Raw genomic sequence first — 22476 nt, 5'->3', positions numbered from 1 at the left:
GCTGCTCGGCGTTTTCGCCTGAGCGGTTCAGTCCGACCCCCCGGGACTGAACCTGGCGACCCCCGTCCCTCCCCCCTGGCGGGGGTCGCTCTGTATCTATATCGAGGGCAAAGCCGCCGCCGGTTCGGCTCCGCCGAAGCGGCCTGTAGTTGTTTTGCGGGGGTGGTCGCTGGCCGGTGTTGGTGGGCTGCGAGCTGTGTGAGTGGTCGCCAAGAGACGCCTTCGGCGTGGCGGCGGTCGCCCTCGACTTTCTGGGTCGACCTTGGCGTGGCTTTCGTGGGTGGCCGGGCAAAGCCGCCGCCGTCCGCGCGGCTCGGAGTTATCCACATGGTCCGGGTTATCCACATGTTGATCACTGGGCGTTGTTCGGTGGCCGGGATGGGGCGACCGTGGATCTCGCGACGGCATTCGTTCGTCGCGATTGATCGGACACGGCACGGGGGTTCAGGTGAACGACATTCGCCCGCTGGTCTTCGTCACCGACGAGGTGCTGCTCGAGGAGCTGTTGCGCCTCGCGGCGGCGGCAGACTGCGAGTTGGAGCGCGTGCCCGACGCGGCGGCTGCGCGCCGCAGATGGGGCGACGCTCCGCTGGTCGTGCTTGACCACGCGGCCCTCGAGCTGTGTCTGGACGCCGGGTTGCCCCGGCGCGCCGGGGTGGTGGCGGCCTTCTTCCCCGATCCGCCACCACCCCGTGCGTGGGAGCAGGCGGTCGCGATCGGCGCGCAGCGAATGGTCGTGTTGCCAGGAGAGGAGCCGTGGCTGATCGGCGCGTTCGCCGACGCGGTGGAGGAGCCGGCCCGCGAGGGCGGCCGGGTGCTCGCCGTACTCGGCGGGCGAGGTGGAGCCGGCGCGTCGGTGTTCGCCGCCGCCGTGGCACTCGGCGCGCTCCGGCGGCGGCGCAGCGCCCTGCTCGTCGACTGCGACTCGACGGGCGGCGGGCTCGACCTGGTGCTCGGCGCCGAGCGGGACGACGGGTTGCGCTGGCCGGAGCTGCGGCTCGGCGCGGGCCGGGTCACCGCGTCCTCGTTGCACGCCGCGCTCCCGACGCGGTCGCACCGGGACGCGCGGCTCACCGTGCTGTCCTGCGACCGGGACGGGCCGGGGCCGTCGCCGGAGGCGGTCGCGGTCGTCGTGGACGCCGGCCGTCGCGCCGGCGAGACCGTGGTGTGCGACCTGCCGCGCGAATCGTCGGCCAGTGCGGACGCCGCGCTCGAGCGGGCCGATCTCGCCGTGCTCGTGGTGCCCGCCGAGGTACGGGCGTGTGCGGCCGCCCGGCGAGTGGCCGACCGGGTCCGCGCACACGGTGTGCCCGGCGTCGTGGTGGTGCGCGGGCCGGCGCCGGGAGGGCTGCGCCCCGAGGAGGTGGCCCAGGCGACCGGGTTGGAGTTGCTCACCTCGATGCGGCCCGATCCAGGGCTCGACCGCGCGTTGGAGAGCGGGCGGCTGCGCCCGCGCGGCCCGCTGTCCTCGGCGGCCCGTACCGCGTTGGAGCAGTTGGACACCGTCGTGGCACGGCGCCACGCGGTGGCCGGCTCGGAACTGCGGGGTGCGGCATGACCCAGCCGATTCGTCTCCCCGAGGAGGCGCCGCACGAGGTGCGGCCCTTGCGCAGCAGCATCGCGCTGGTCGACCGGGTGCGCGCCCGGCTCGCGTCGTCGGGTGCGGAGATCACGCCCGCGCTGGTCGCCGACGCCGTCCGCGAGGCGGCCGGCGGAGTGGTCGGGCACGCCGAGGTGGCCGAGGCGTTGAGCCTGCTGCGGCAGGAGTTCGTCGGCGCCGGCCCGCTCGATCCGCTGCTCGCCGAGCCCGGTGTCACCGACGTGCTGGTGACCGGTCCGCGCGAGGTGTGGATCGACGGCGCCGGCGGCCTGCGCAAGACCGACGTGCGGTTCCGCGACGACGAGGCGGTGCGGCGGCTCGCCCAGCGGCTGGCGCTCGCGGCCGGTCGCCGCCTCGACGACGCCCAGCCGTACGTGGACGCCTGGCTGCCCGGTACCCGGCCGCGCGGGCTGGTGCGTCTGCACGCCGTGCTCCCGCCGGTCGCCGCCGATGGCACCTGTCTGTCGCTGCGCGTGCTCCGGCCGGCCGCGCACGATCTGCCCGCGCTGTGCCGGCTCGGCACCCTCGATTCGGCGACCGCCGACCTGCTGCGGTCGATCGTGGACGCCCGGCTCGCCTTCCTGGTGATCGGCGGCACCGGTTCGGGCAAGACCACGCTGCTGTCCGCACTGCTCGGCGAGGTGCGCCCCACCGAGCGGATCGTGTGTGTCGAAGATGCCGCCGAGCTTCGGCCGTCGCACCCGCAGTTCGTCCGGCTGACCGCCCGCCCGCCGAACGTCGAGGGCTCCGGCGAGGTCACCGTGCGCGAACTCGTGCGCGAGGCGCTGCGGATGCGGCCCGATCGCCTGGTGGTCGGCGAGGTGCGCGGCGCGGAGGTGTGTGAGTTGCTCGCCGCGCTCAACACCGGCCACGACGGCGGAGCCGGCACCCTGCACGCCAACGGGCCGTCCGAGGTGCCGGCCCGGCTCGAGGCGCTCGCCGCGCTCGGCGGCCTGACCCGCGACGCGCTGCACAGCCAGCTCGCCGCCGCGGTCCAGGTGGTGCTGCACGTGCGGCGCGAGCGAGACGGCGCGCGGCGGCTGGTGGAGATCGGCGTACTCGAGCGCACTCCTGCCGGCGTGACCGTGACACCCGCGTGGCAGGGCGGCGACTGGGGCTTCGGCCGGCCCGTGCTGTCCACGTTTCTCGTGGAACGGGGTGCGGCGCCGTGTTGATCTCCGCGCTGCTGAGCGCGGCGCTGCTCGTGCTCCCGCCTCGGTGCGCGGCCGGCCGCCTGCGCGCGCTGGTCGCCGTCGAGGAGCGGTCCGCGCGCGTGCGCCTGCCTCGGCCGGGTGCGCCCGTGGTGGCGGTGGTTCTGGCGCTGGCCGGCTGGCTGGTTGCCGGGCCCGGTGTCGCCGTCGGCGGAGGTGCCGTCGGCGCGGCGTGCTGGTGGCGGTGGCGTCAGCGTGATCGCCTGCGCCGTGCGGCGGCCGCCACAGCGGGGTTGGCCAGGGCGTTGCGGACGCTCACAGGTGAGCTGCGGATCGGTGCGCACCCGGCGGCCGCGGCCGAAGCGGCGGCCGACGACGCGCCACCCGAGGTGGCCGACGCCATGCGGTCGCTCGCCGTCGCCGCCCGGCTCGGCGGAGACGTCGCCGGCGCGGTCGCCGCCGGTGATCAGGTTCCCGCGCTGGCGCCGGGCCTGCGGCAGCTCGGCACGGCGTGGCGGCTGGCCGACCGGCACGGGCTCCCGCTGGCCGACGTGCTGGACGCGGTGCGCGGTGACGTCGATCAGCGCGCCCGGTTCGCCCGGCAGACCCAGGCGCGGATGGCCGGGCCGAGGGCCACCGCCACCGTCCTGGCCACGCTCCCGCTGCTCGGCCTCGCGCTCGGCGAGGCGATGGGCGCGCACCCGGTCTCGGTGCTGTTCACCACCGGCTTCGGCCAGGTGCTCGTCGCCGTTGGCGGTGTGCTGACCTGCGCCGGGTTGCTGTGGAGCGCCCGCATCACCGGGCAGGTGGCGCGGTGATGACCACTGGGATGACGTCGGCCTCGATCCTGCTCGTCGCGGTGGCCGTGCTGATCGACCCGGCGCCGGTGATCGCGCGCGAGCGGCTCTCCGCCGCACTCGGGTACACGGTGGGTGTCCGCCGAACCGGCCCGGCTGTGACGTCGGTCCAGGCGCTGCCCGTCCTGGCCGCGGCCGCGAGCACTCTGCTGATCGCCGTCGCCGGCGCGATCGTGGTCGCCGTGCTCACCGCACCACTGGTCTGGTGGGCGGCCGGCCGTCTGCTGCGCGCCGACGCGCGGCGCCGGTCATCGCGCGGCGATCCGCTCGGGCTCGCGGCGATCTGGGACCTGCTCGCCGCCTGCCTGCGCGCCGGGCTGCCGGTGCCGACGGCGATCCGCGCCGTGGCGGCCGATCTTCCCGGTGAGACGGGCACGGTCCTGCGCGCCACGTCCGATCTGCTCGCCCTCGGCGCCGGCCCGGAGGCGGCGTGGGCACCGACCGCCGCGCACGACCCGACGGCGGCGCTCGCCCGCGGTGCGCGCCGGACCGCGCGATCCGGCTCGGCATTGGCCGGCCTGGCCGGCGCGCTGGCCACAGAGGCCAGGTCGGAGTCAGCCGAGGCGGCCGAGGCGCGGTCGCAGCGGGCCGGCGTGTTGATCACCGGCCCGCTCGGCCTGTGCTTCCTGCCCGCCTTCGTCTGCCTCGGCATCGTCCCGGTCGTCATCGGGCTCGCGTCCCGGCTGGTGATGCCCGGATGACTGTCCACAGTGGACTGTCCAGGAAATCGAGAACCCCGAAAGCGCCGCACTGGCGCGAGAAAGGAGCAAGCCATGTCACCGGCTCTGCGTTTCGTCCGCCCGATCACCACGTGGCGACGACGTGTCGGAACACCCTCCGACGACGGTATGTCCACGGCGGAGTACGCCATCGGGACTATCGCCGCCGCCGCGTTCGGAGCATTGCTGTACACCGTGGTCTCCGGCGATTCGGTGGTCGGCGCGCTGACCGATCTGGTCGAGCGCGCGCTGTCGGTCAGCTTCTGATGCCCACGGCCAGTCGTGCCGCCGACCGGGGTGCGGTCACGGTCGAGGCGGCGCTGGCGCTCGCGGCGTTCGTCGTCGTGCTGGCCATGGCGCTCGCCGGGATCGTGGCGGTGTCGGACCAGCTTCGATGCACCGACGCGGCGCGCGAGGCGGCACGACTGGTCGCTCGGGGCGAAGCCGAGAAGGCACGGGAGGCGGTCGACGCGATCGCGCCGGGCGGAGCCAGCCTGGACGTTCGCTGGGACGGCGACCGCATCCGCGTGCACGTCGCGGCCGAACCGGTCACCGGTTTGCTGCCCGGCGTGCGGGTGAGCGCCGAGGCGTTCGCGGTGGCCGAACCCGGGGTCACCGCTGCGGGGGATGGTGCGCGATGAGCGGCCGTTCCGGCACGACGGCCGACCGTGGCAGCGCCACGATCTGGACCGCCGCGGCGATCGCCGCGATTGTCGGCGTGCTGGCGTTGATGATCGCTGTCGGCGGTGCCGCGGTGGCCCGCCACCGTGCCGTCGCGGCGGCCGACCTGGCCGCGCTGGCCGCCGCCGCGCACGCCGGCACGGGCGAGACACGGGCCTGTGAACGAGCGCGCTGGGTGACCGACAACATGCGCGCTCAGCTCACAATCTGCAGGTTGCACGGCCGCGACGCGCGAATCGAGGTCACCGCCGAGCCGCCTCCGCTGCTCGCCGGTTTCGGCGCGGCACACGCCCGCGCGCGTGCCGGCCCGGCTCCGGAATCCGGTGCCGATACCCAGGATGAGCGGGCACGACGGTGATCGAGTCAGGGTGCGTGCCAGGGCCGCACACCCGATCCGCACGACGACCGGGTGATCGAATTCGGCCCGCCTCACCGCCGCGCAGGCGTTCGTCGTGCGGCAGCTACCGGTTGTCGACTGCAAGTTACGTATCGCTCGGAGATGACCGAAAGTGAGATGCAGAACACCAAGGCAAGTGTCCAAGGAGGCACTGAGAGACATGTTGGAAACCGATTGGTCGGACGGGTGGCGTAGCGCCTTCCGCTGCGAGCTGCGAGCTGAGGCGGTCGGACTGGCGTCCCGTGGGTGGCCGGTTATGCCGGGAACCTTCCCGACCGGGTCCGAGTGGACGGGCCGGCAGGGCGCCGAATCCGATGGCCCGCGCCCCATCCACGACGACTGGCAGACCAGCGCCGGCTCCGCGGCTGATCACGTCGCCGAGTGGTGGTCCGGCCAGCCGTACAACCTGCTGCTCGCCACCGGCGTCGTGCTCGACGCGATCGAGGTCGACGCCGACCTGGGCCGGGGTGCCGCCGCGGCACTGCGCGCCGTCGGCGTTCCGACGCCGATCATCGCGACTCCGGACGGCCGCTGGCTGTTCCTGGTCGAGCCGGGCACGGCGCTGCGCTCCGAGCTCGCCGACCTGGCGACGCTGCACGGCACCGGAAGCTGGATCTCGCTGCCGCCGAGCCCGTACCTGCACGGTGTCGTGCACTGGCGGGTCAAGCCCGAGGTGTGCGGCTGGCGGATGGGCGACCCGAACCTGGTCCAGGACGCCATGATCGACGCGCTGACCTGCACCGCCATCGAGGCCGAGCTGGTCGCCTGACCGGAACGCACGATCCACAACTGCACAGAGATTTGCCCGCCACCGCGACTCGTCGCATGCCCCGCGAACGTGAAGGTCGCGTGGTGGGCATCGGTCGAACCGTCGTTCGCGCGCCCGCACACCGGTCACCCGACCGGTCCTCATTGCGGCGCGAAGGCTCCCGCGGCTGACCCGTCACCCAGAGAGGTCGGCCAGCCCTTGCCCCGGGATGGCCACGAGGACCCCGACGCCCTCCTCCCGATTCATGTCGTGGTTCTGGTGGTTCCTGAAGACCGACCAGACAGGCCGCGGTCGCAGCACGCCGCGGTTCGACCGACCAGCGCGCCCGAGGAACCACACCCGCGGTTCCTCGGGCGCGCACATGTCCGGAGCGTCAGGCGGCGACTTCGGTGGCGCGGAGGCAGTCCACGACCACAGTGAGAACGGCGACGGCACCGTCCTTGTCGAGCGGCTCGTTTCCGTTGCCGCACTTGGGAGATTGCACGCACGACGGGCAGCCGGCCGGGCACTCGCAGGCGGCGATCGCGTCCCGCGTGGCCAGCAGCCAGCGCAGCAGGGCCGCGTGCCCTCGGTCGGCGAAGCCCGCGCCGCCCGGGTGGCCGTCGTGCACGAACACCGTGGCCTCGCCGGTGTCCGGGTGCATCGCCGTCGACACGCCCCCGATGTCCCAGCGATCACACGTCGCGAACAGCGGCAGCAACCCGATCGCCGCGTGCTCGGCGGCGTGCAGCGCACCCGGCACCCGCCCGCGCGGCACGCCGGCCGCCGCCAGCAACCCGTCGTCCAGCGTGTACCAGACCGCACGCGTCTGGAGCGTCTGCTCCGGCAGGTCCAGCGGCACCTGGTCGAGCACCTCACCGGACGGCAACCGCCGCAGATAGCCGACCACCTGTGAGGTCACCGCCACCTCGCCGAGGCACACGGTCAGCTCGCCGCCCTCGCCGTGCGGGAACCGCTGACGCTCCACAGTGGACAGAACGGCGATGTCCACGACGTCGCGCGGTGAGGTGCTCCACTCCGGATCCTCCGCGTGCACCAGCGCCATGCCGCTCTCGAAGTCCAGATCGTCCACCACGTACGACGTTCCCTGGTGCAGGTACACCGCGCCCGGGTGCACCGAAGCACACGCCGCGCCCGGATCAACCGTGCCGAGCATCCGCGCCGAGTCCGCCTCCACCACGACGATCTGCTCACCGCCGTGCCCACGAATGTCCACCTCCGGGTGCGGTCGCTGGTGCGAGGTCCAGTACCAACCCCGGCTGCGCCGGCGCAGCACACCGTCGGCCACCAGATCGTCCAGCACCGCCCGCGCCCGCTCGCCGCCGAACGCGGCCAAGCACTCCTCGGTCAGCGGCAGCTCCGCGGCGGCGCACGCCAACTGTGGCCCGAGCACGTACGGGTTGGCCGGGTCCAGCACGGTCGCCTCGATCGGCCGGTCCAGCATCGCCGCCGGATGGTGCACCAGGTAGGTGTCCAGCGGATCGTCGCGCGCCACGAACACCACCAGCGCGCCGTCGCCCGCACGACCGGCCCGCCCGGCCTGCTGCCAGAACGACGCCAGCGTGCCCGGGTACCCGGCGACCACCACCGCGTCCAGGCCGGCGATGTCCACGCCCAGCTCCAGCGCGTTCGTGCTGGCCACCCCGAGCAACTCGCCGGAGGCCAGCGCGGACTCCAGCGCCCGCCGCTCCTCCGGCAGGAACCCGGCCCGGTACGCCGCGACCCGCCCGGCCAGCGAGGAGTCCACAGTGGACAGTGCACGGCGGGCGCTCAACGCGGTCAGCTCGGCGCCGTGCCGGGAGCGCACGAACGCCAGCGTCCGCGCGCCCTCGATCACCAGGTCGGTCAGGATCCGCGAGGTCTCCGCACCCGCCGACCGGCGCACCGGCGAGCCATTCTCCCCGGTGATCTCCTCCAGCAGCGGCGGTTCCCACAGCGCGACCGTCCGCGCGCCACGCGGCGAGCCGTCCTCGGTGACGGCCACACAGTCCACACCGGACAGTCGGGAGGCCGAGGCGCCCGGATCGGACACCGTGGCCGAGGCGAGCACGAACACCGGGTCCGCGCCGTAGCGCAGGGCCACCCGCCGCAGCCGGCGCAGCAACCCGGCGACGTGCGAGCCGAACACGCCCCGATAGGCGTGGCACTCGTCGATCACCACGTACCGCAGCCGCCGGAAGAACTGCGCCCAGCGCGCGTGCGCCGGCAGCACACCGCGGTGCAGCATGTCCGGGTTGGTGAACACCCAGCGGGCGTGCGCGCGCACCCAGTCCCGCGCGGCCAGCGGAGTGTCGCCGTCGAAGCTCGCCGGCCGCACGCCGTCCAGCCCGAGCTCGCGCACCGCGCGTAACTGATCAGCGCCGAGTGCCTTGGTCGGCGCGAGGTACAACGCGGTGGCGCGCCGGTCCTCGGCCAGCGCGGCGAGCACCGGAAGCTGGTAGGCCAGCGACTTTCCGGACGCCGTGCCGGTGGCCACGACCACGTGCCGGCCGGATCGCGCGGCCTCGGCGGCGGCCGTCTGGTGCGTCCACGGCCGGTCCACCCCGCAGGCCCGAAAAGCCGACACGACCTCGGTGCCGGCCCACGACGGCCAGTCGGTGAACACCGGCGCGCGCTCGGCCAGATCCGCGACATGGGTGAGCGGGTTCTCGCCCTTCGGAACGCCCGCGAGGATCCGCTGGAGCAGCCGTCGCCCGCGCTCGGTTTCCTGCCGCACAACCACGCCGCGAGCTTCGCACAGGTGTCCGACACGCATCACCGACCGTGCACGAAATGGGACGCCCCGCTGAGCCGATTTCGCCTACCAATAGACTCCGCCGGCAGCCATCGATTGTGGTGGCGCTTACGTTCCGTCGGGGCCGACGCGAAATCGTCCGGTCGCTGGCAATTGTAATCGGCAGATGTCACAGGAGGACGGATGTCCGGGCAGTTCCTACCGGGGGCCCTCGAGCTCTCCGGCGGCGATCGCGGCATTGTCGTCGTGGTCGCCGTGGTTGCCCTCGCGGCTCTTGCCGTCGGGTATGTCCTGATCAAGGAGGTGCTGGCCGCCGGCCAGGGCACCCCGAAGATGCAGGACATCGCCAAGGCGGTTCAGGAAGGCGCGGCGGCATACCTCAAGCGGCAGCGGAACACGCTGTTGATTTTCGGCACAGTGGTGTTCCTGCTGCTGTTCGCGCTACCGGCGAGTGGGCCAGGCGAACTCATCGGACGATCCATCTTCTTCGTGGTGGGCGCCGGGTTCTCGTTCTCCATCGGCTATCTCGGAATGTGGCTTTCGACACAGGCGAACCTGCGCGTCGCGGCCGCCTCCACCGAGGACAACGGCCGCGAGAAGGCGATGCGGGTGGCGTTCCGCACGGGCGGCGCGGTCGGCATGGCGACGGTCGGCCTCGGCCTGTTCGGCGCGGCGATCGTCGTGCTGGTCTACGCCGGCCACGCACCCAAGGTGCTCGAGGGCTTCGGCTTCGGCGCCGCGCTGATCGCGATGTTCATGCGTGTCGGCGGCGGCATCTTCACCAAGGCCGCCGACGTCGGCGCGGACCTGGTGGGCAAGGTCGAGCAGAACATCCCCGAGGACGACCCGCGCAACGCCGCGACGATCGCCGACAACGTGGGCGACAACGTCGGTGACTGCGCCGGCATGGCGGCCGACCTGTTCGAGTCCTACGCGGTGACCCTGGTCGCCGCGCTGATCCTGGGCAGCGCCGCGTTCGGCGGCGACGGTCTGCTGTTCCCGCTGATCGTTCCGGCCATCGGCGTGATCACCGCGATGATCGGCGTGTACGTCACCAAGGTGAAGCCGGGCGAGAGTGGCCTGGCGGCGATCAACCGCTCGTTCTACATCTCGGCGCTGATCTCCGCGGTGCTGTGCACGATCGCGGCGTTCGTGTTCCTGCCGACGAAGTTCTCCGAGTTGGTCGGCTCGACGGTGAGCGCCGAGACCGGCAGCCCGGCCCTGATCGCGGCCATCGCGGTGATCATCGGCATCGTGCTGGCCGGCGTGATCCTCTGGCTCACCGGCTACTTCACCGGCACCGACCACAAGCCGGTCAAGGACGTCGGCAAGAGCTCGCAGACCGGCGCGGCCACCGTGATCCTGTCCGGCATCTCGGTCGGCTTCGAGTCGGCGGTGTACACCGCACTCGTGATCGGTGCCGCGGTGTACGGCGCGTTCCTGCTGTCCGGCTCGATCGTGGTGGCGCTGTTCGCCATCGCGCTGGCCGGCTGCGGCCTGCTGACCACGGTCGGCGTGATCGTGGCGATGGACACCTTCGGCCCGGTGAGCGACAACGCGCAGGGCATCGCGGAGATGTCCGGCGAGGTGGACGAGGAGGGCGCCAAGATCCTCACCGACCTGGACGCCGTCGGCAACACCACCAAGGCGATCACCAAGGGCATCGCGATCGCGACCGCGGTGCTCGCCGCGACCGCGCTGTTCGGCTCGTACATCGACGCGATCAAGGCAGCACTCGTGGACGCGGGCGAGTTCACCGCCGAGCAGGCACAGCGGCTCGGGAACCTGGTGTTCTCGGGCAACGGCGAGGAGACCTCGTTCGCCGCGCTGGTGTTCAGCCCGAACACGCTGGTCGGCATCGTGATCGGTGCCGCGGTCGTGTTCATGTTCTCCGGACTCGCGGTGAACGCGGTGTCCCGTGCCGCGGGTGCCGTGGTGTTCGAGGTGCGTCGCCAGTTCCACGACAACCCGGGGATCATGGACGGCACCGTCCGGCCCGAGTACGGGCGCGTCGTGGACATCTGCACCCGCGACTCGCTGCGGGAACTGGCCACACCTGGTCTGCTCGCCGTGCTGGCGCCGATCGCGGTCGGCTTCGGACTCGGCGTCGGCCCGCTGGCCGGTTTCCTGGCCGGAGCGATCGCGACCGGCACGCTGATGGCGGTGTTCCTGGCCAACTCCGGTGGTGCCTGGGACAACGCGAAGAAGCTGGTCGAGGACGGCCACCACGGTGGCAAGGGTTCCGAGGCGCACGCCGCGACGGTCATCGGCGACACGGTCGGCGACCCGTTCAAGGACACCGCCGGCCCGGCGATCAACCCGCTGATCAAGGTGATGAACCTGGTCTCGCTGCTGATCGCGCCGGCCGTGGTGGGCTTCTCGGTGGGCGACGGCGAGTCGGCCGGCATGCGGATCACCATCGCGGTGATCGCCACGCTGCTGATCATCGGCGCCGTCGTGGTGTCCAAGCGTCGCGGTACCGCGATCGCGGACAACCCGGCGGAGAAGGTCAGCAACGGCGTCTGACGCACGCTTTTCCACGAATCGGGCCCGCCACACTCCGTGGCGGGCCCGATTCGTTGTGCCGCAACGGTTTTCGTTACAGGGGTCGGATTCACCAGCGTTTCGGGCAGGAATAGTGTTGCGCTCCTTGGTCACCCGAACACCATGGAGAACCTCATGACGCGTCGCCTCGTGGCCGCGAGCGTGCTCGCCGGCCTCACCCTTTCGCTTGCCGCGTGCGGCGACTCCGGCGACAACGGCGGCCAGGCCGCCGCCAAGCCGGCCGACCCGGTGATCTGGGTCGGCGCTGTGTGTGGCGGCATCGACGGCTCGCTGCGCGGCATGCTGGACGTGCTGAAGACGGCCAAGGACAACCCGGACGCGGCGCCGGAGACGCAGAAGCAGGCCGCGTTGAAGCTGCTCGACACGGTGGAGCCGGCGATCAAGAAGTCCAAGGAGGACATGGAGAAGTCCGGCACGCCGAGCAACCCGGCCGCCGCCGAACTGCACAAGGGCTTGATCGAGATCTACGACAAGTCGCTGCCGGCGCTGGCCGACCAGCGGCGCCAGGTGATGGCGCTGGACCCCAAGGACCCGCAGTTCACCCAGAAGATCGAGAGCATCGACGCCGGCGGCGGCGCGGCCGACACCCAGGGCCTGCGCGAGAAGACCAAGGGCCTGGAGAACGACCCGGAGTTGAAGTCGGCGCAGGAGAAGGCACCCGGCTGCCAGAAAATGAAGGCGACGGCCAAGGAGTTCGGCCAGGTTCTCGGCATCCCCGGTTCCTGAGCGTTCAACCCGAAAGACCCGCCACTGACGACGTGGCGGGTCTTTTCGTTCTGGTCTAACGCCATCTGGCGCCTGCCCGGCCGCGACTACCTTCGCCACACATCGACAGGACGGGGGAAGCCATGCAACAGCACGAGCCGGTGCGGCGTGTGGAGAGACAGGCCGACCGGGTCTACACCATTGTCGTCGCCACCGTGGTGATCACCACGATGACGATCATGACGCTGATCTGGATCATCGTCTACTTCCAGCAACTCGCGTTCGCCAAGCAACTCGAAGAGCTCAGCGGGTCGGCGAACCAGGAGAGCCTGCTCCCGAATCCGCTTGATTTCTCCACGATCACCACGCTCGTGGCCTATCTGGTCGGGATCGCCGGTGCCGCGGTGACGCTCCTGCGCAAGGTGGTGGGACCGGCGCTGGTCGTCGTCGCGCTGATCGCGGTCGTGGTCGCGAACGTCGTGGGTGACCTGGAGCGTGGCGAGCCGACCGACGGGTACGAGTTCGTCGCCATCCTGACCGACGTGCTCACCTACGTTGGTGTCGCCGCGATAGGCGCGGCCATCGTGCTGCCGCGGGTGTGGCGATATGTGCGGCGGCTACCACTGGCGCCGAGTCGAACGGATGTTCTAGTCTGATCATCCGTGGGGCAGATGTCCTTCTACGCCGCCGAGGCGAACCGGCCAGGTCTGGACGACCTCGCCGGGCTGCTGTGCGGCCAGGGCCAGATGGCGGGCTTCGCCGGCATGTCCGCGCGGCTGTCGGTCGTGGTCGAGGAGCGGTGGCGCGCGCGGGCCATCGCGGCCGGCTGTGCCGAGCGGGGCGTCGACGTGCAGCTCGGCGCCACGGACGAGGGTTTTACCTTGGTGCGCACGGCTTTCCGGTCCGATCTGGCGTCGCTGGCGGCCAGGTGGACGCGCGGTGCGGTGAAGGCGGTGCCGCCCGGCGTCAGCCTCGACGGCGCCACGCTGCGGCTGTGGGCGCTGGCCGCCGGGCGCTGGCTGGACACCGGCTATCTGCTCGGCCTGGACGCCCGCGCGCCCGACACGCACGAGCCGCTCGCCAAGGCGCTGACCCGCGCCGGCATCACGGTCAGGATGGTCGGTTCGGCCGCCGGCGGGCCAGGGCTGCGGATCACCGGCCGGCGCAGAATCGCCAGGCTGGCCGAGCTGATCGGCCCGATGCCCGACGACTCGCCGGAGGAGGCGTGGCCCGCGCTCAGGACAGCTTGAGCGCCGGGCGGTAGATCCGGGCCCAGGTGTCGATGTCGAGGAGCTGTTCGCACGCCGAGCGCGCGCCGGCCGGCAGCCGCCGCGGATCGACGTCGATCGCCTTGGCGAGCTTGGCCCGGTCGAACATGTCGGCGGTGACACTGCTGTTGTCGGCCAGCACCTCGCGCGCCTGCCGCTGCAGCGCCGCGATGTACAGCGGGTCCTGGGTGGACGGATAGGCGCTCTTGCGGCGCTCGCGCACCCCCGACGGGATCACGTCCGCCGCCGCGGCGCGCAGCAGGCTCTTCTCGTGCCCGTCGGCCCGCTGCATCGCGTACGGCACGTTGTAGAGGTACTCGGCCATGCGGTGATCGCAGAACGGCACCCTGGTCTCCACCCCGGCGCGCATCGCCAGGCGGTCCATGCGGTTGTTGAGCGTGCGCAGCCAGCGGGTCAGTCCGAGATAGCCGATCTCCCGCTCTCGTTTGCGAGCAGTGCTCTCGCCGTCGGACAGAGGTGTGCCGGTGACCGAGTCGCGGTACCGGTCGGCGATGTAGCCGTCGAAGTCGAGCTCGGCGGCGAAGCTCTGATCGAGATAGCTCTCCGACTCGTGGTGCGCCCAGGCGATCACCCACGGAAAGCCCTCGCCGGCGTGTACGGCGGGCATGGCGTGCCACACGTGGCCCATGAAGATCTCGTCGGCGCCCTCGCCGGACAGCGCGACCGTGACGTGCTCCTTCACCGCGCGGAACAACAGGTACAGCGAGGCGTTGGCGTCGCCGAACCCGCGCGGCGTGTCCCACGCGGACACCACCTCGGCCCGCACCTCGGGGTCGGACAGCGCGGCGTGGTCGAGGACGACGTGGTGATGGTCGGTGCCGAGGAACTCGACCACCTCGCGGACGTAGGGCCCGTCCGCGCTGAGCCGGACGTTGTCGACACCGAAATCGTCGTCCTGCCCGGGAAAGTCCACCGAGAACGTCTTGATCTTCTCGCCGCCGAGCTCGCGCACCGCCAGCCCGGTCAGCGTGCTGGAGTCGAGCCCGCCGGACAGCAGCATTCCCCTCGGCACGTCGGCGACCAGCTCGTGCCGCACGTTCGAGGTGGTCATCTCGCGCACCCGCTCGATCGTGGTCGGCAGGTCGTCGCGGTGCTCGTCGGGCGACAGCCGCCAGTAGGTGTGCGTGCGCAGGCCGCCGCGGTCGAACGTGACCACGGTGCCGGGCCGCACGATGTTGATTCCGGACCACACCGCCTCGTTGGCCGACCCGGACATGGTGATCAGCTCGCGCATGCCGTCGGCGTCGACCACCGGCTCGACCAGCGGGTTGGCCAGGATCGCCTTCTGCTCGGAGCCGAACAGCAGCCCGCCGGCGATCTCCCGGTAGTGCATCGGTTTGACGCCGAGCCGGTCGCGGATCAGCGTGAGCCGCTCGATCCGGCCGTCCCAGATGCCGATCGCGCACATTCCGACGAGCCGCTCCGCGACCGCGGCACCCCATTCCAGATAACCGTGGAGCACCACTTCGGTGTCACTCGACGTGGTGAATTCGTGGCCACGGCGGCGCAGTTCGTCGCGCAGTTCCACGTAGTTGTAGGTCTCGCCGCTGTAGGTGAGCACGACCGGCCCGTCCGGCGTTTCCACGGTCATCGGCTGCTTTCCGCCGGGCAGGTCGATGATCGACAGTCGCCGGTGGCCGAAAGCCGCGCGTGCGCCGACCCAGAAACCGTATTCGTCGGGCCCACGACGTTCCATCGTGTTGGTCATCGACTCGATCGTCGCGCGTTCTCCAGAAAGATCGCGGTCAAATGAAACCCATCCAGCGACACCACACATGGTGCGTACCGTACAATTCGCTGAGCGTGCGAAGTACCCGGCGCCGCCCCTATTCGTTCCCCTATTTCCTGCCGGATGTTGGTGCCGGTGACCGGCGGCGCGTGACTATTCCGGAGTGGGCGGCCCCGATCTCGAGTACAAGTCACGGTTCCTCGACTGGGACCGCCGTTCCTGGGTGCGGTCCAAACCGCGCAGGGACTCGCCGTTCTCGCCGGCGCGGCACTACTTCTCGCCCGAGTTGTGCCCGCTGTTGCGGCACCCGCTGCTGGCCGACGCGCCGGCCGGCGTGCGGGAAACCGTTCTGGTGCACGCGTTGTACATCCATCTCGAGTTCACCGTCCGGCTCGAGATGGGGCCGGTGAACGAGACCTGCGCGCTGCTGCGGTCCCCGAGGTTCCTGCCGTGGCTGCCCGCCGGGATGAAGGACGACGCGCTGCGCATCTACACCGACGAGGCGGCGCACGCCGAGATGACGCACCGGTTGCTCGCCGCCGTCCGCGACGAAACCGGAATCGTGCCGACCGACCATTCGCCGCGCTTTCTCGGCGAGCTTTCCCGGCTGTATTCGGCCGAACTCCCGGTGTACCGGCCGCTGGTGAAGCTGTTCTTCACGATCGTGTCCGAAACGCTGATCACGGGCAGCCTCACGAAACTGCCGAAGGACCCCAGCGTGCAACAGAGCGTGCGTGATCTCGCGCAGGACCACGCCGCCGACGAGGGCCGCCACCACGCCTATTTCAAGCAGCTCTTCGAATACCTCTGGCCGCGCCTTCCGGTACCGCTGCGGCGGAAGATCGGCATGCTTCTGCCGGACGTCGTGCTGGCGTTCCTGTGGCTGGACGAACCGGCGTTCACCGCCGCGCTGGAGCCGATCCTGGGCGGTGCGGCCGGCATGGTCGTCGCCGAGACCGCCGACGCCGAGGACACCAGGGCCGAGGTGCTCGACAGCGCCGCGCCCACGCTGCGCATGCTCCGCGCCGCCGGCGTGTTCGACGACCCGGTCGTGGCGAACGCGTTCCAGGGCAAGGGTTTTCCGGTCGAGGGCGCGCCCGCGCCGCCTCCGGGAGTGGCGCACGACCTGGTGCTCGCGCTGCTGGCGGTGCCGCTGGGAGTGTCGCTGGGCGACGACACCGCGCCGGGTGTGCCGGCACACCAGCGGGTCGCGCACCTGGTGCGCTGGCTGGACACGGCCCGCGAACTGGACCCGGGCCTGCGGTTCACCGTCCGGGACCGCGACGACGACGCCGGTGTGCTGTCCGTCGAGCTGGACGGTCCGGTGGCCGCCCGGGTCGCGTTCTGTGTGACCGACCGGCCGCGGCTGACCACGTTCACCGCGCTGCGCGGCCACGACGTCGCGGTCGTCTGCGGCGACCGCCCGGCCGCGCGGGCCGAACTGGAGACCGGCGGCACCCGCACGCTCGACCTCGACCCGAGCTGGCTCGCCGCGCTGACCAACCCCGGCGCGCGGCCACTGTTCTGGGGCGTGTCGGCCACCGAGATCGCGCCCTCGGTCCTGGACCAGGAGTAAGGCCGCACTGGATTAAACCCGACGAGAAGGGGTCGGACAATTTGGCTCACGCTTTCTGTGTGTCAGTGACAAAACTGTTCGACTTCTCGGAGGTTGGTCCGTTCGGCGGAGTGCTAATGGCGTCGCCTACCGGTTTATTGCAGTGATGGGAATCACTCGGACGCGTCGCGGACGCCTTCTTGTGGCGCTGGTCGTCGCCGTCGGCCTCGCCGCTCTCCTCACTCCGGCGACCGCGTTCGGTTCTCAGCTCCGAATTTCCGCGACCCAGCTTCCGACCTTGCCCGGCACCACGTTCGGGCGGGCACTGGCCATCAACGAACACGGTCAGATCGCCGGCTTCAGCGGGGTGGCCTACGAGGGCACGCTGCACGCCGTGACCTGGAGGGACGGGCAGCCGACCGATCTCGGCCCGGATCGGGTCGCATCGCTGGTCAACGAGCTGGGCCAGGTCGCGGGAACGCTTGTCACCGCGCCCTACGGGCAGCACGGTCTGCTGTGGCGGGACGGCGCGGAGATCGACTTGCTGCCCGGCGCCGTCGGGTCGGTCATTCCGACCGCGCTGAACAACCGGGGGGAAATCCTGGTTTCGTTCACCCGGCTGGCCGGATGGGAAACCGACAGGTTTGGGATCTGGCGCGACGGCGCATTGCGTGAATTGGCGCTCCCGGATGGCGCCGCGCCCGCGCCCAATGTCTTCGCGAAAGCGATGAACGACCGCGGCGAGGTCGCCGGAGCATTCCTTTCTCAGCAGGCCGGCCCCAATTTCCCGTTCCGCTGCGCGGACGCCTGCGTGCGGCTGCCCAGCCCAGGAGGCGACGACAGCTATCTCGAGGTCGTCGCGATCAACGGCCGCGGACAGGTCGTGGGCTCGGTCCAGAGCACCCCTGGCGGGAAGGAAGCGGTGCGCTGGACCGGTGGCCGGATGGAGCTGCTCCGTGGCCTGGGCGGCGGCGTCAGCCGGGTCGCGCCGAGCAAGCAGGCGATCAACTTCGCCGGCCACGTGGTCGGCCTCAGCCAGACCGCGGCGGGCGTCAACCACGCGGTGCTCTGGCGTGCCGGCCGGACAATCGACCTCGGCACCCTGCCAGGGCATGACCGCAGTGCCGCCGTCGCGATCAACGATGTCGGCGACGTCGTCGGCACCAGCACCACAACCGACGGGCGTACGCACGGCTTCCTGTGGCGCAAGGGCAGGCTCCACGACCTCGGCGCCGGCACCGAACCCGCCGCACTCAACAACGCCGGCCAGATCGTCGGGTGGCGGTCGCTGCCGGGCGGGCCGGCTCCGGTCCGGCGGACCGTGTCCTGACCGGTTTCGATTCTCGACGAGGAAATGTCATGCGCGTACCGAGATCGGTCCGGGCCGCCGTCGTGCTGACGGCCGCCGTCACCATCCCCGCGACCATCGCACCGGTCGCCACGGCCACGGGCCTGCCACCGCTGCCGTTCGGTGTCTCGATCACGGTGACCGACCTCGGCACCCTGCCTGGTGCGCCGAGCGGCATCGCGCACGACGTCACCGACCGTGGGCTCGTGGTCGGGGTCAGCGGAAACGAGTTCGACGGCACCGGGCGGGCCGTCGGTTGGCGGGCCGGCCGCGGTACCGACCTCGGCTCCGGAGTCGCGTACCAGGCGAACGAGCGTGGCCAGGTCGTCGGCACCGCCCGCACCGCGACGACCACCTCGGCGCGCTTGTGGCACCAGGGCACGGAAGTGGACCTGACCCCCGGCCGGACGAGCACCGCGGATCAGGTCAATGAGCGCGGTGACGTGCTCGTCGACATCCGCCCGGGAGACGGGCAGCCGAGGCGGCTCGGCCGGTGGCGCGACGGTGCGCTGACCGAGTTGGCGATACCCGGTCCGGCATCGGAGAGCCTGGAGCGAGCGGTCCTCGGCCAGGGCGGTCACATCGCCGGCTCGGTCCGGCACTACACCGGCACCGGCCCGAGCTACGGCTTCAACTGCTCCGGCCAGGTGTGCTCAGTGCTCCCGCCGCTGGATCCGGCGGGGGACAAAGCGGTCACCGTCGTCGCCGTCGATCCGACGGGAACCGTGTACGGCACGGTCGAGGGGGCGGCGGGCAAGTCCACCGCGGTGCGCTGGACCGGCGACCGGGTCACCCCGATCGCTTCGCCGGAGTCGGAGTCGAGCGTCGTCGCCGCGGTCAGCCCGCGCGGCGGGCACGTCACCGGGATGAGCGTGCGGCCGGACGGCGGCGTTCGCGGATTCCGGTTGCACGACGGGAGGTTCACCGACCTCGGTGACGCGGCCGCGACCGGCAGTCCGCACGTGGTCAACGATCTCGGCGACGTGGTACTCAGCCGGATGATCAGCCTGTACGAAGTGCGGGCGTCCCTGTGGCGGCACGGACGAACCTGGGAACTGCCCACCCTCGGCGGTCAGTTCGCCGGCGTCCGGGCGATCAACAACAACGGCGTGATCGTCGGTATGGCCACCGCCGGACCGGCCTTCACCCCACGGCCGGTCCAGTGGACCGTGCCCTGGCTCCCGCTGTAGCCGCCGAGGTTCGCCACGCGCCGCCGTGACGGCCCAACCGCCCGCTGCCGGCGTTTGTCGGAAAGCCCACGTACGGCCCAGTCCGGGACCTGTCCTCCGGACGGGGCCGTGACCACCTCGATCACGAAGTCGCTCGACCGAGGGTTCACCGCCACGACCTGGGGAACCCCATAGCTGGGAACACCGTTCCCAGGCCACAGGCGATTCGCGCGAGTCGTCGGGATCGTGCTACAGGTGGTAGCACTGCGTACGCGACATGAAATGTGTTGGGTGCCACCTGCGATAGGGCTTGCGCGGAACGCGGTGCACACTGTCGGTCCGGGCAGACGTGCTGACTGGTGAGGATAGAGAGCAGGAGAGCGTGGCTTCCACGGCTAATACGAAGGACAGCGGCAACACCGGCGGCGAGCCGCGCCGGCTGGTGATCGTCGAGTCACCGGCGAAGGCGCGAAAGATCGCCTCCTACCTGGGCCGCAACTTCGTAGTCGAGTCGTCCAAGGGCCACATCCGTGACCTGCCGCGCAACGCCGACGAGGTGCCGGCCAAGTACAAGGGCGAGGCGTGGTCGCGCCTGGGCGTCAACGTCGACAACGGCTTCGCGCCCATCTATATCGTCACGCCGGACAAGAGGTCCACGGTCACCGAGCTGAAAGGCCTGCTCAAGGACGTCGACGAGCTCTACCTCGCGACAGACGGCGACCGTGAGGGCGAGGCCATCGCCTGGCACCTGCTCGAGGCGCTCAAGCCCAAGGTGCCGGTGCGCCGCATGGTGTTCCACGAGATCACCGAGCCGGCGATCCGCGCGGCCGCCGAGAGCCCGCGTGACCTGGACCAGGACCTCGTCGACGCGCAGGAGACCCGCCGCATTCTGGACCGCCTCTACGGCTACGAGGTCAGCCCCGTGCTGTGGAAGAAGGTCATGCCGCGGCTGTCGGCCGGCCGGGTGCAGTCCGTGGCCACCCGGATCGTGGTGGAGCGCGAGCGCGAACGGATGAAGTTCGTCACCGCGTCGTACTGGGACATCTCGGCGACGATGGACGCTGGTGAGAGTGCCTCGCCGCGCACCTTCGGCGCCAAGCTGCAGTCGATCGACGGCACCCGTTTGGCCGCCGGGCGCGACTTCGGCTCCGACGGCCGGCTCAAGCCCGGCGTCGAGGTGCGCAGGCTCGAAGAGGCCGAGGCGCGCCGGCTGGCCGAGGCGCTCGACGGTGCCGCGCTGAGCGTCACCAGCGTCGAGTCCAAGCCGTACACCCGTCGCCCGTACGCGCCGTTCATGACCTCCACGCTGCAGCAGGAGGCCGGCCGCAAGCTGCGGTTCACGGCCGACCGCACGATGCGCACCGCCCAGCGGCTGTACGAAAACGGCTACATCACCTACATGCGTACCGACTCCACGACGCTGTCGGAGACGGCCATCACCGCGGCCCGCCGTCAGGCGACCGACCTGTACGGCGCCGACCACGTGCACCCGTCGCCGCGGCAGTACACCCGCAAGGTGAAGAACGCGCAGGAGGCGCACGAGGCGATCCGCCCGGCCGGCGAGGTGTTCCGCACGCCCGGCCAGGTCGCCAGCGAGCTGCAGACCGACGAGTTCCGGCTCTACGAGATGATCTGGCAGCGCACGATCGCCTCGCAGATGGCCGACGCGCGCGGCACCACGATCTCGGTGCGGATCACCGGTACCGCGTCCAGCGGCGAGGAGTGCGTGTTCTCCGCGTCCGGCCGCACGATCACGTTCGCCGGATTCCTCAAGGCCTACGTCGAGGCGGTGGACACCGAGACCGGCGGCGAGGCCGACGACAAGCAGTCCCGGCTGCCGAACCTGACCAAGGACCAGGCGCTCACGGCCGCCGAGCTGTCCCCGGACGGGCACTCGACCAGCCCGCCGCCGAGGTACTCCGAGCCGAGCCTGGTGTCCAAGCTGGAGGAGTTGGGCATCGGCCGCCCGTCCACCTACGCGTCGATCATCAAGACGATCACCGACCGCGGCTACGTGTGGAAGAAGGGTTCCGCACTGGTCCCCTCCTGGATCGCGTTCGCCGTGATCGGCCTGCTGGAGCAGCACTTCGGGCGGCTGGTCGACTACGACTTCACCGCCGCCATGGAGGACGAGCTGGACCGGATCGCGGCCGGTGACGAGCACCGGACCGCCTGGCTGTCCGGCTTCTACTTCGGCGGTGACATCGGCCCGCAGGGCTCGGTCGGGCGTACCGGCGGGTTGAAGAAGCTGGTCGGCACCGGTGTCGAGGACATCGACGCGCGGGAGATCAACTCCATCCCGATGTTCGACGACTCCGAGGGCCGCAAGGTCGTGGTGCGCGTCGGCCGGTACGGGCCGTACCTGGAGCGCGAGGTCGACGAGAAGTCGCAGCGCGCCAACCTGCCCGAGGAGCTGCCGCCGGACGAGCTGACCCCGGAGATCGCGGAGAAGCTGTTCGCCACCCCGCAGGAGGGGCGCGGCCTCGGCAACGACCCGGTGACCGGGCACGAGATCGTGGCCAAGGAGGGGCGCTTCGGGCCGTACGTGACCGAGGTGCTGCCCGAGCCGGAGGAGCCGGCCGACGGCAAGAAGAGCAAGGCGAAGAAGCCGAAGCCGCGCACCGGATCGCTGTTCAAGTCGATGACCGTGGAGACGGTCACGCTGGAGGACGCGCTCAAGCTGCTGTCGCTGCCGCGCGTCGTGGGCGCCGACCCCGAGTCCGGCGACGAGATCACCGCGCAGAACGGCCGGTACGGGCCGTACCTCAAGAAGGGCACCGACTCCCGGTCGCTGACCAGCGAGGACCAGATCTTCTCGATCACGCTGGACGAGGCGTTGAAGATCTACGCCGAGCCGAAGCGCCGTGGCCGGCAGTCCGGCGCGTCCGCCCCGCCGCTCAAGGAGATGGGCAACGACCCGGTGTCCGGCAAGCCGATGGTGGTCAAGGACGGGCGGTTCGGGCCGTACGTGACCGACGGCGAGTTCAACGCGTCGCTGCGCAAGTCCGACAGCGTGGAGGCGCTGACCGACGAGCGGGCCGCCGAGCTGATCGCCGAGAAGCGCGCCAAGGGCCCGGCGCCGAAGAAGCGCGCGCCGGCTCGCAAGAAGGCCCCCGCGAAGTCCGGCGCCAAGTCCAAGTCCTGACCGCCGGCAAGCCCGCCGCTCGTTCGGCTCCGCCGAAAGCCTGTGGCCCCTCGCGCATGGGGC

At 71.3% G+C, this 22476-nt stretch carries 18 protein-coding genes; 16 read left to right on the top strand and 2 right to left on the bottom strand.

Translation table 11 applies throughout. The features are described 5' to 3' along the window. The first annotated feature begins 448 nt into the window (after positions 1 to 448). The 8 genes from ssd (at position 449) to EV193_RS12465 (ending at position 6174) form a co-directional block, all read left to right on the top strand. Positions 449 to 1558: a septum site-determining protein Ssd gene (gene ssd / locus EV193_RS12500; protein WP_130344194.1), complete on the top strand. Its 1110-nt coding sequence runs from the start codon at positions 449 to 451 to the stop codon at positions 1556 to 1558. After that, on the top strand, positions 1555 to 2775 hold the full coding sequence (locus tag EV193_RS12495) for a TadA family conjugal transfer-associated ATPase (RefSeq protein ID WP_130344193.1): 1221 nt from the start codon (positions 1555 to 1557) through the stop codon (positions 2773 to 2775). The genes ssd and EV193_RS12495 overlap by 4 nt, the downstream gene beginning before the upstream one ends. After that, entirely contained in the window at positions 2769 to 3569 is an 801-nt protein-coding gene (locus tag EV193_RS12490) for a type II secretion system F family protein (RefSeq protein WP_242613325.1), read from the top strand. The genes EV193_RS12495 and EV193_RS12490 overlap by 7 nt, the downstream gene beginning before the upstream one ends. Next, the gene (locus EV193_RS12485; protein WP_242613324.1) at positions 3569 to 4309 is read left to right on the top strand and encodes a type II secretion system F family protein; all 741 of its coding nucleotides are present in this window, start codon (positions 3569 to 3571) and stop codon (positions 4307 to 4309) included. Before EV193_RS12490 ends, EV193_RS12485 begins: the two co-directional genes overlap by 1 nt. Before the next feature lie 72 nt (positions 4310 to 4381). Continuing rightward, positions 4382 to 4594 (top strand): DUF4244 domain-containing protein, encoded by a 213-nt coding sequence (locus EV193_RS12480; RefSeq protein ID WP_130344192.1) that lies wholly within the window; start codon positions 4382 to 4384, stop codon positions 4592 to 4594. Beyond that, the gene (locus EV193_RS12475) at positions 4594 to 4968 is read left to right on the top strand and encodes a TadE family type IV pilus minor pilin (RefSeq protein ID WP_130344191.1); all 375 of its coding nucleotides are present in this window, start codon (positions 4594 to 4596) and stop codon (positions 4966 to 4968) included. The genes EV193_RS12480 and EV193_RS12475 overlap by 1 nt, the downstream gene beginning before the upstream one ends. Continuing rightward, complete coding sequence (locus EV193_RS12470; protein WP_130344190.1) at positions 4965 to 5366, top strand: Rv3654c family TadE-like protein; 402 nt, start codon at positions 4965 to 4967, stop codon at positions 5364 to 5366. The genes EV193_RS12475 and EV193_RS12470 overlap by 4 nt, the downstream gene beginning before the upstream one ends. Positions 5367 to 5565: 199 nt before the next feature. Further along, entirely contained in the window at positions 5566 to 6174 is a 609-nt protein-coding gene (locus tag EV193_RS12465) for a bifunctional DNA primase/polymerase (protein WP_165401326.1), read from the top strand. A 373-nt stretch (positions 6175 to 6547) separates the two neighbouring features. Here the strand turns inward: EV193_RS12465 and EV193_RS12460 are convergent, their stop codons facing one another. Then, entirely contained in the window at positions 6548 to 8929 is a 2382-nt protein-coding gene (locus EV193_RS12460) for a DEAD/DEAH box helicase (protein ID WP_130344189.1), read from the bottom strand. A 162-nt stretch (positions 8930 to 9091) separates the two neighbouring features. On the opposite strand from EV193_RS12460, the gene EV193_RS12455 reads away from it, so the two are divergent. The 4 genes from EV193_RS12455 (at position 9092) to EV193_RS12440 (ending at position 13428) form a co-directional block, all read left to right on the top strand. Beyond that, positions 9092 to 11434, top strand: coding sequence for a sodium-translocating pyrophosphatase (locus EV193_RS12455; RefSeq protein WP_130344188.1), 2343 nt, complete (start codon positions 9092 to 9094; stop codon positions 11432 to 11434). Between the two features lie 153 nt (positions 11435 to 11587). Beyond that, a complete protein-coding gene (locus EV193_RS12450; RefSeq protein WP_130344187.1) occupies positions 11588 to 12199 on the top strand; it encodes a hypothetical protein in 612 nt (203 codons plus the stop codon). Between the two features lie 122 nt (positions 12200 to 12321). After that, a complete protein-coding gene (locus tag EV193_RS12445) occupies positions 12322 to 12834 on the top strand; it encodes a hypothetical protein (RefSeq protein ID WP_130344186.1) in 513 nt (170 codons plus the stop codon). A 15-nt stretch (positions 12835 to 12849) separates the two neighbouring features. Next, complete coding sequence (locus tag EV193_RS12440) at positions 12850 to 13428, top strand: hypothetical protein (protein WP_207222621.1); 579 nt, start codon at positions 12850 to 12852, stop codon at positions 13426 to 13428. Here the strand turns inward: EV193_RS12440 and asnB are convergent. Further along, positions 13415 to 15244, bottom strand: a complete 1830-nt coding sequence (gene asnB, locus EV193_RS12435; protein WP_130344184.1) for an asparagine synthase (glutamine-hydrolyzing) — start codon at positions 15242 to 15244, stop codon at positions 13415 to 13417. The two genes, EV193_RS12440 and asnB, sit on opposite strands and share 14 nt — an antisense overlap. A gap of 115 nt (positions 15245 to 15359) precedes the next feature. On the opposite strand from asnB, the gene EV193_RS12430 reads away from it, so the two are divergent. The 4 genes from EV193_RS12430 (at position 15360) to topA (ending at position 22413) form a co-directional block, all read left to right on the top strand. Beyond that, positions 15360 to 16772, top strand: a complete 1413-nt coding sequence (locus EV193_RS12430) for a diiron oxygenase (RefSeq protein WP_130344183.1) — start codon at positions 15360 to 15362, stop codon at positions 16770 to 16772. Between the two features lie 181 nt (positions 16773 to 16953). Beyond that, the gene (locus EV193_RS12425; protein WP_130344182.1) at positions 16954 to 18081 is read left to right on the top strand and encodes a hypothetical protein; all 1128 of its coding nucleotides are present in this window, start codon (positions 16954 to 16956) and stop codon (positions 18079 to 18081) included. Positions 18082 to 18110: 29 nt separating this feature from the next. Next, complete coding sequence (locus EV193_RS12420; RefSeq protein WP_130344181.1) at positions 18111 to 19289, top strand: hypothetical protein; 1179 nt, start codon at positions 18111 to 18113, stop codon at positions 19287 to 19289. A 361-nt stretch (positions 19290 to 19650) separates the two neighbouring features. After that, a complete protein-coding gene (gene topA / locus EV193_RS12415) occupies positions 19651 to 22413 on the top strand; it encodes a type I DNA topoisomerase (RefSeq protein ID WP_130344180.1) in 2763 nt (920 codons plus the stop codon). Positions 22414 to 22476 lie beyond the last annotated feature (63 nt).

This window comes from Herbihabitans rhizosphaerae, assembly GCF_004216555.1.
Lineage (GTDB): Bacteria > Actinomycetota > Actinomycetes > Mycobacteriales > Pseudonocardiaceae > Herbihabitans > Herbihabitans rhizosphaerae.
The sequence above is the reverse complement of the archived record's forward strand: the minus strand, read 5'-3'. Positions and strand labels throughout refer to the sequence as shown.

Bases quoted from the DNA above. Each gene is read 5' to 3' on its own strand.
- EV193_RS12495 (WP_130344193.1), top strand. From the start codon at position 1,555: ATGACCCAGCCGATTCGTCTCCCCGAGGAGGCGCCGCACGAGGTGCGG.
- asnB (WP_130344184.1), bottom strand. From the start codon at position 15,244: ATGTGTGGTGTCGCTGGATGGGTTTCATTTGACCGCGATCTTTCTGGA.
- EV193_RS12475 (WP_130344191.1), top strand. From the start codon at position 4,594: ATGCCCACGGCCAGTCGTGCCGCCGACCGGGGTGCGGTCACGGTCGAG.
- EV193_RS12465 (WP_165401326.1), top strand. From the start codon at position 5,566: ATGTTGGAAACCGATTGGTCGGACGGGTGGCGTAGCGCCTTCCGCTGC.
- EV193_RS12480 (WP_130344192.1), top strand. From the start codon at position 4,382: ATGTCACCGGCTCTGCGTTTCGTCCGCCCGATCACCACGTGGCGACGA.
- EV193_RS12440 (WP_207222621.1), top strand. From the start codon at position 12,850: ATGTCCTTCTACGCCGCCGAGGCGAACCGGCCAGGTCTGGACGACCTC.
- EV193_RS12460 (WP_130344189.1), bottom strand. From the start codon at position 8,929: ATGCGTGTCGGACACCTGTGCGAAGCTCGCGGCGTGGTTGTGCGGCAG.
- EV193_RS12445 (WP_130344186.1), top strand. From the start codon at position 12,322: ATGCAACAGCACGAGCCGGTGCGGCGTGTGGAGAGACAGGCCGACCGG.
- EV193_RS12450 (WP_130344187.1), top strand. From the start codon at position 11,588: ATGACGCGTCGCCTCGTGGCCGCGAGCGTGCTCGCCGGCCTCACCCTT.
- EV193_RS12420 (WP_130344181.1), top strand. From the start codon at position 18,111: ATGCGCGTACCGAGATCGGTCCGGGCCGCCGTCGTGCTGACGGCCGCC.
- EV193_RS12455 (WP_130344188.1), top strand. From the start codon at position 9,092: ATGTCCGGGCAGTTCCTACCGGGGGCCCTCGAGCTCTCCGGCGGCGAT.
- EV193_RS12485 (WP_242613324.1), top strand. From the start codon at position 3,569: ATGACCACTGGGATGACGTCGGCCTCGATCCTGCTCGTCGCGGTGGCC.
- EV193_RS12470 (WP_130344190.1), top strand. From the start codon at position 4,965: ATGAGCGGCCGTTCCGGCACGACGGCCGACCGTGGCAGCGCCACGATC.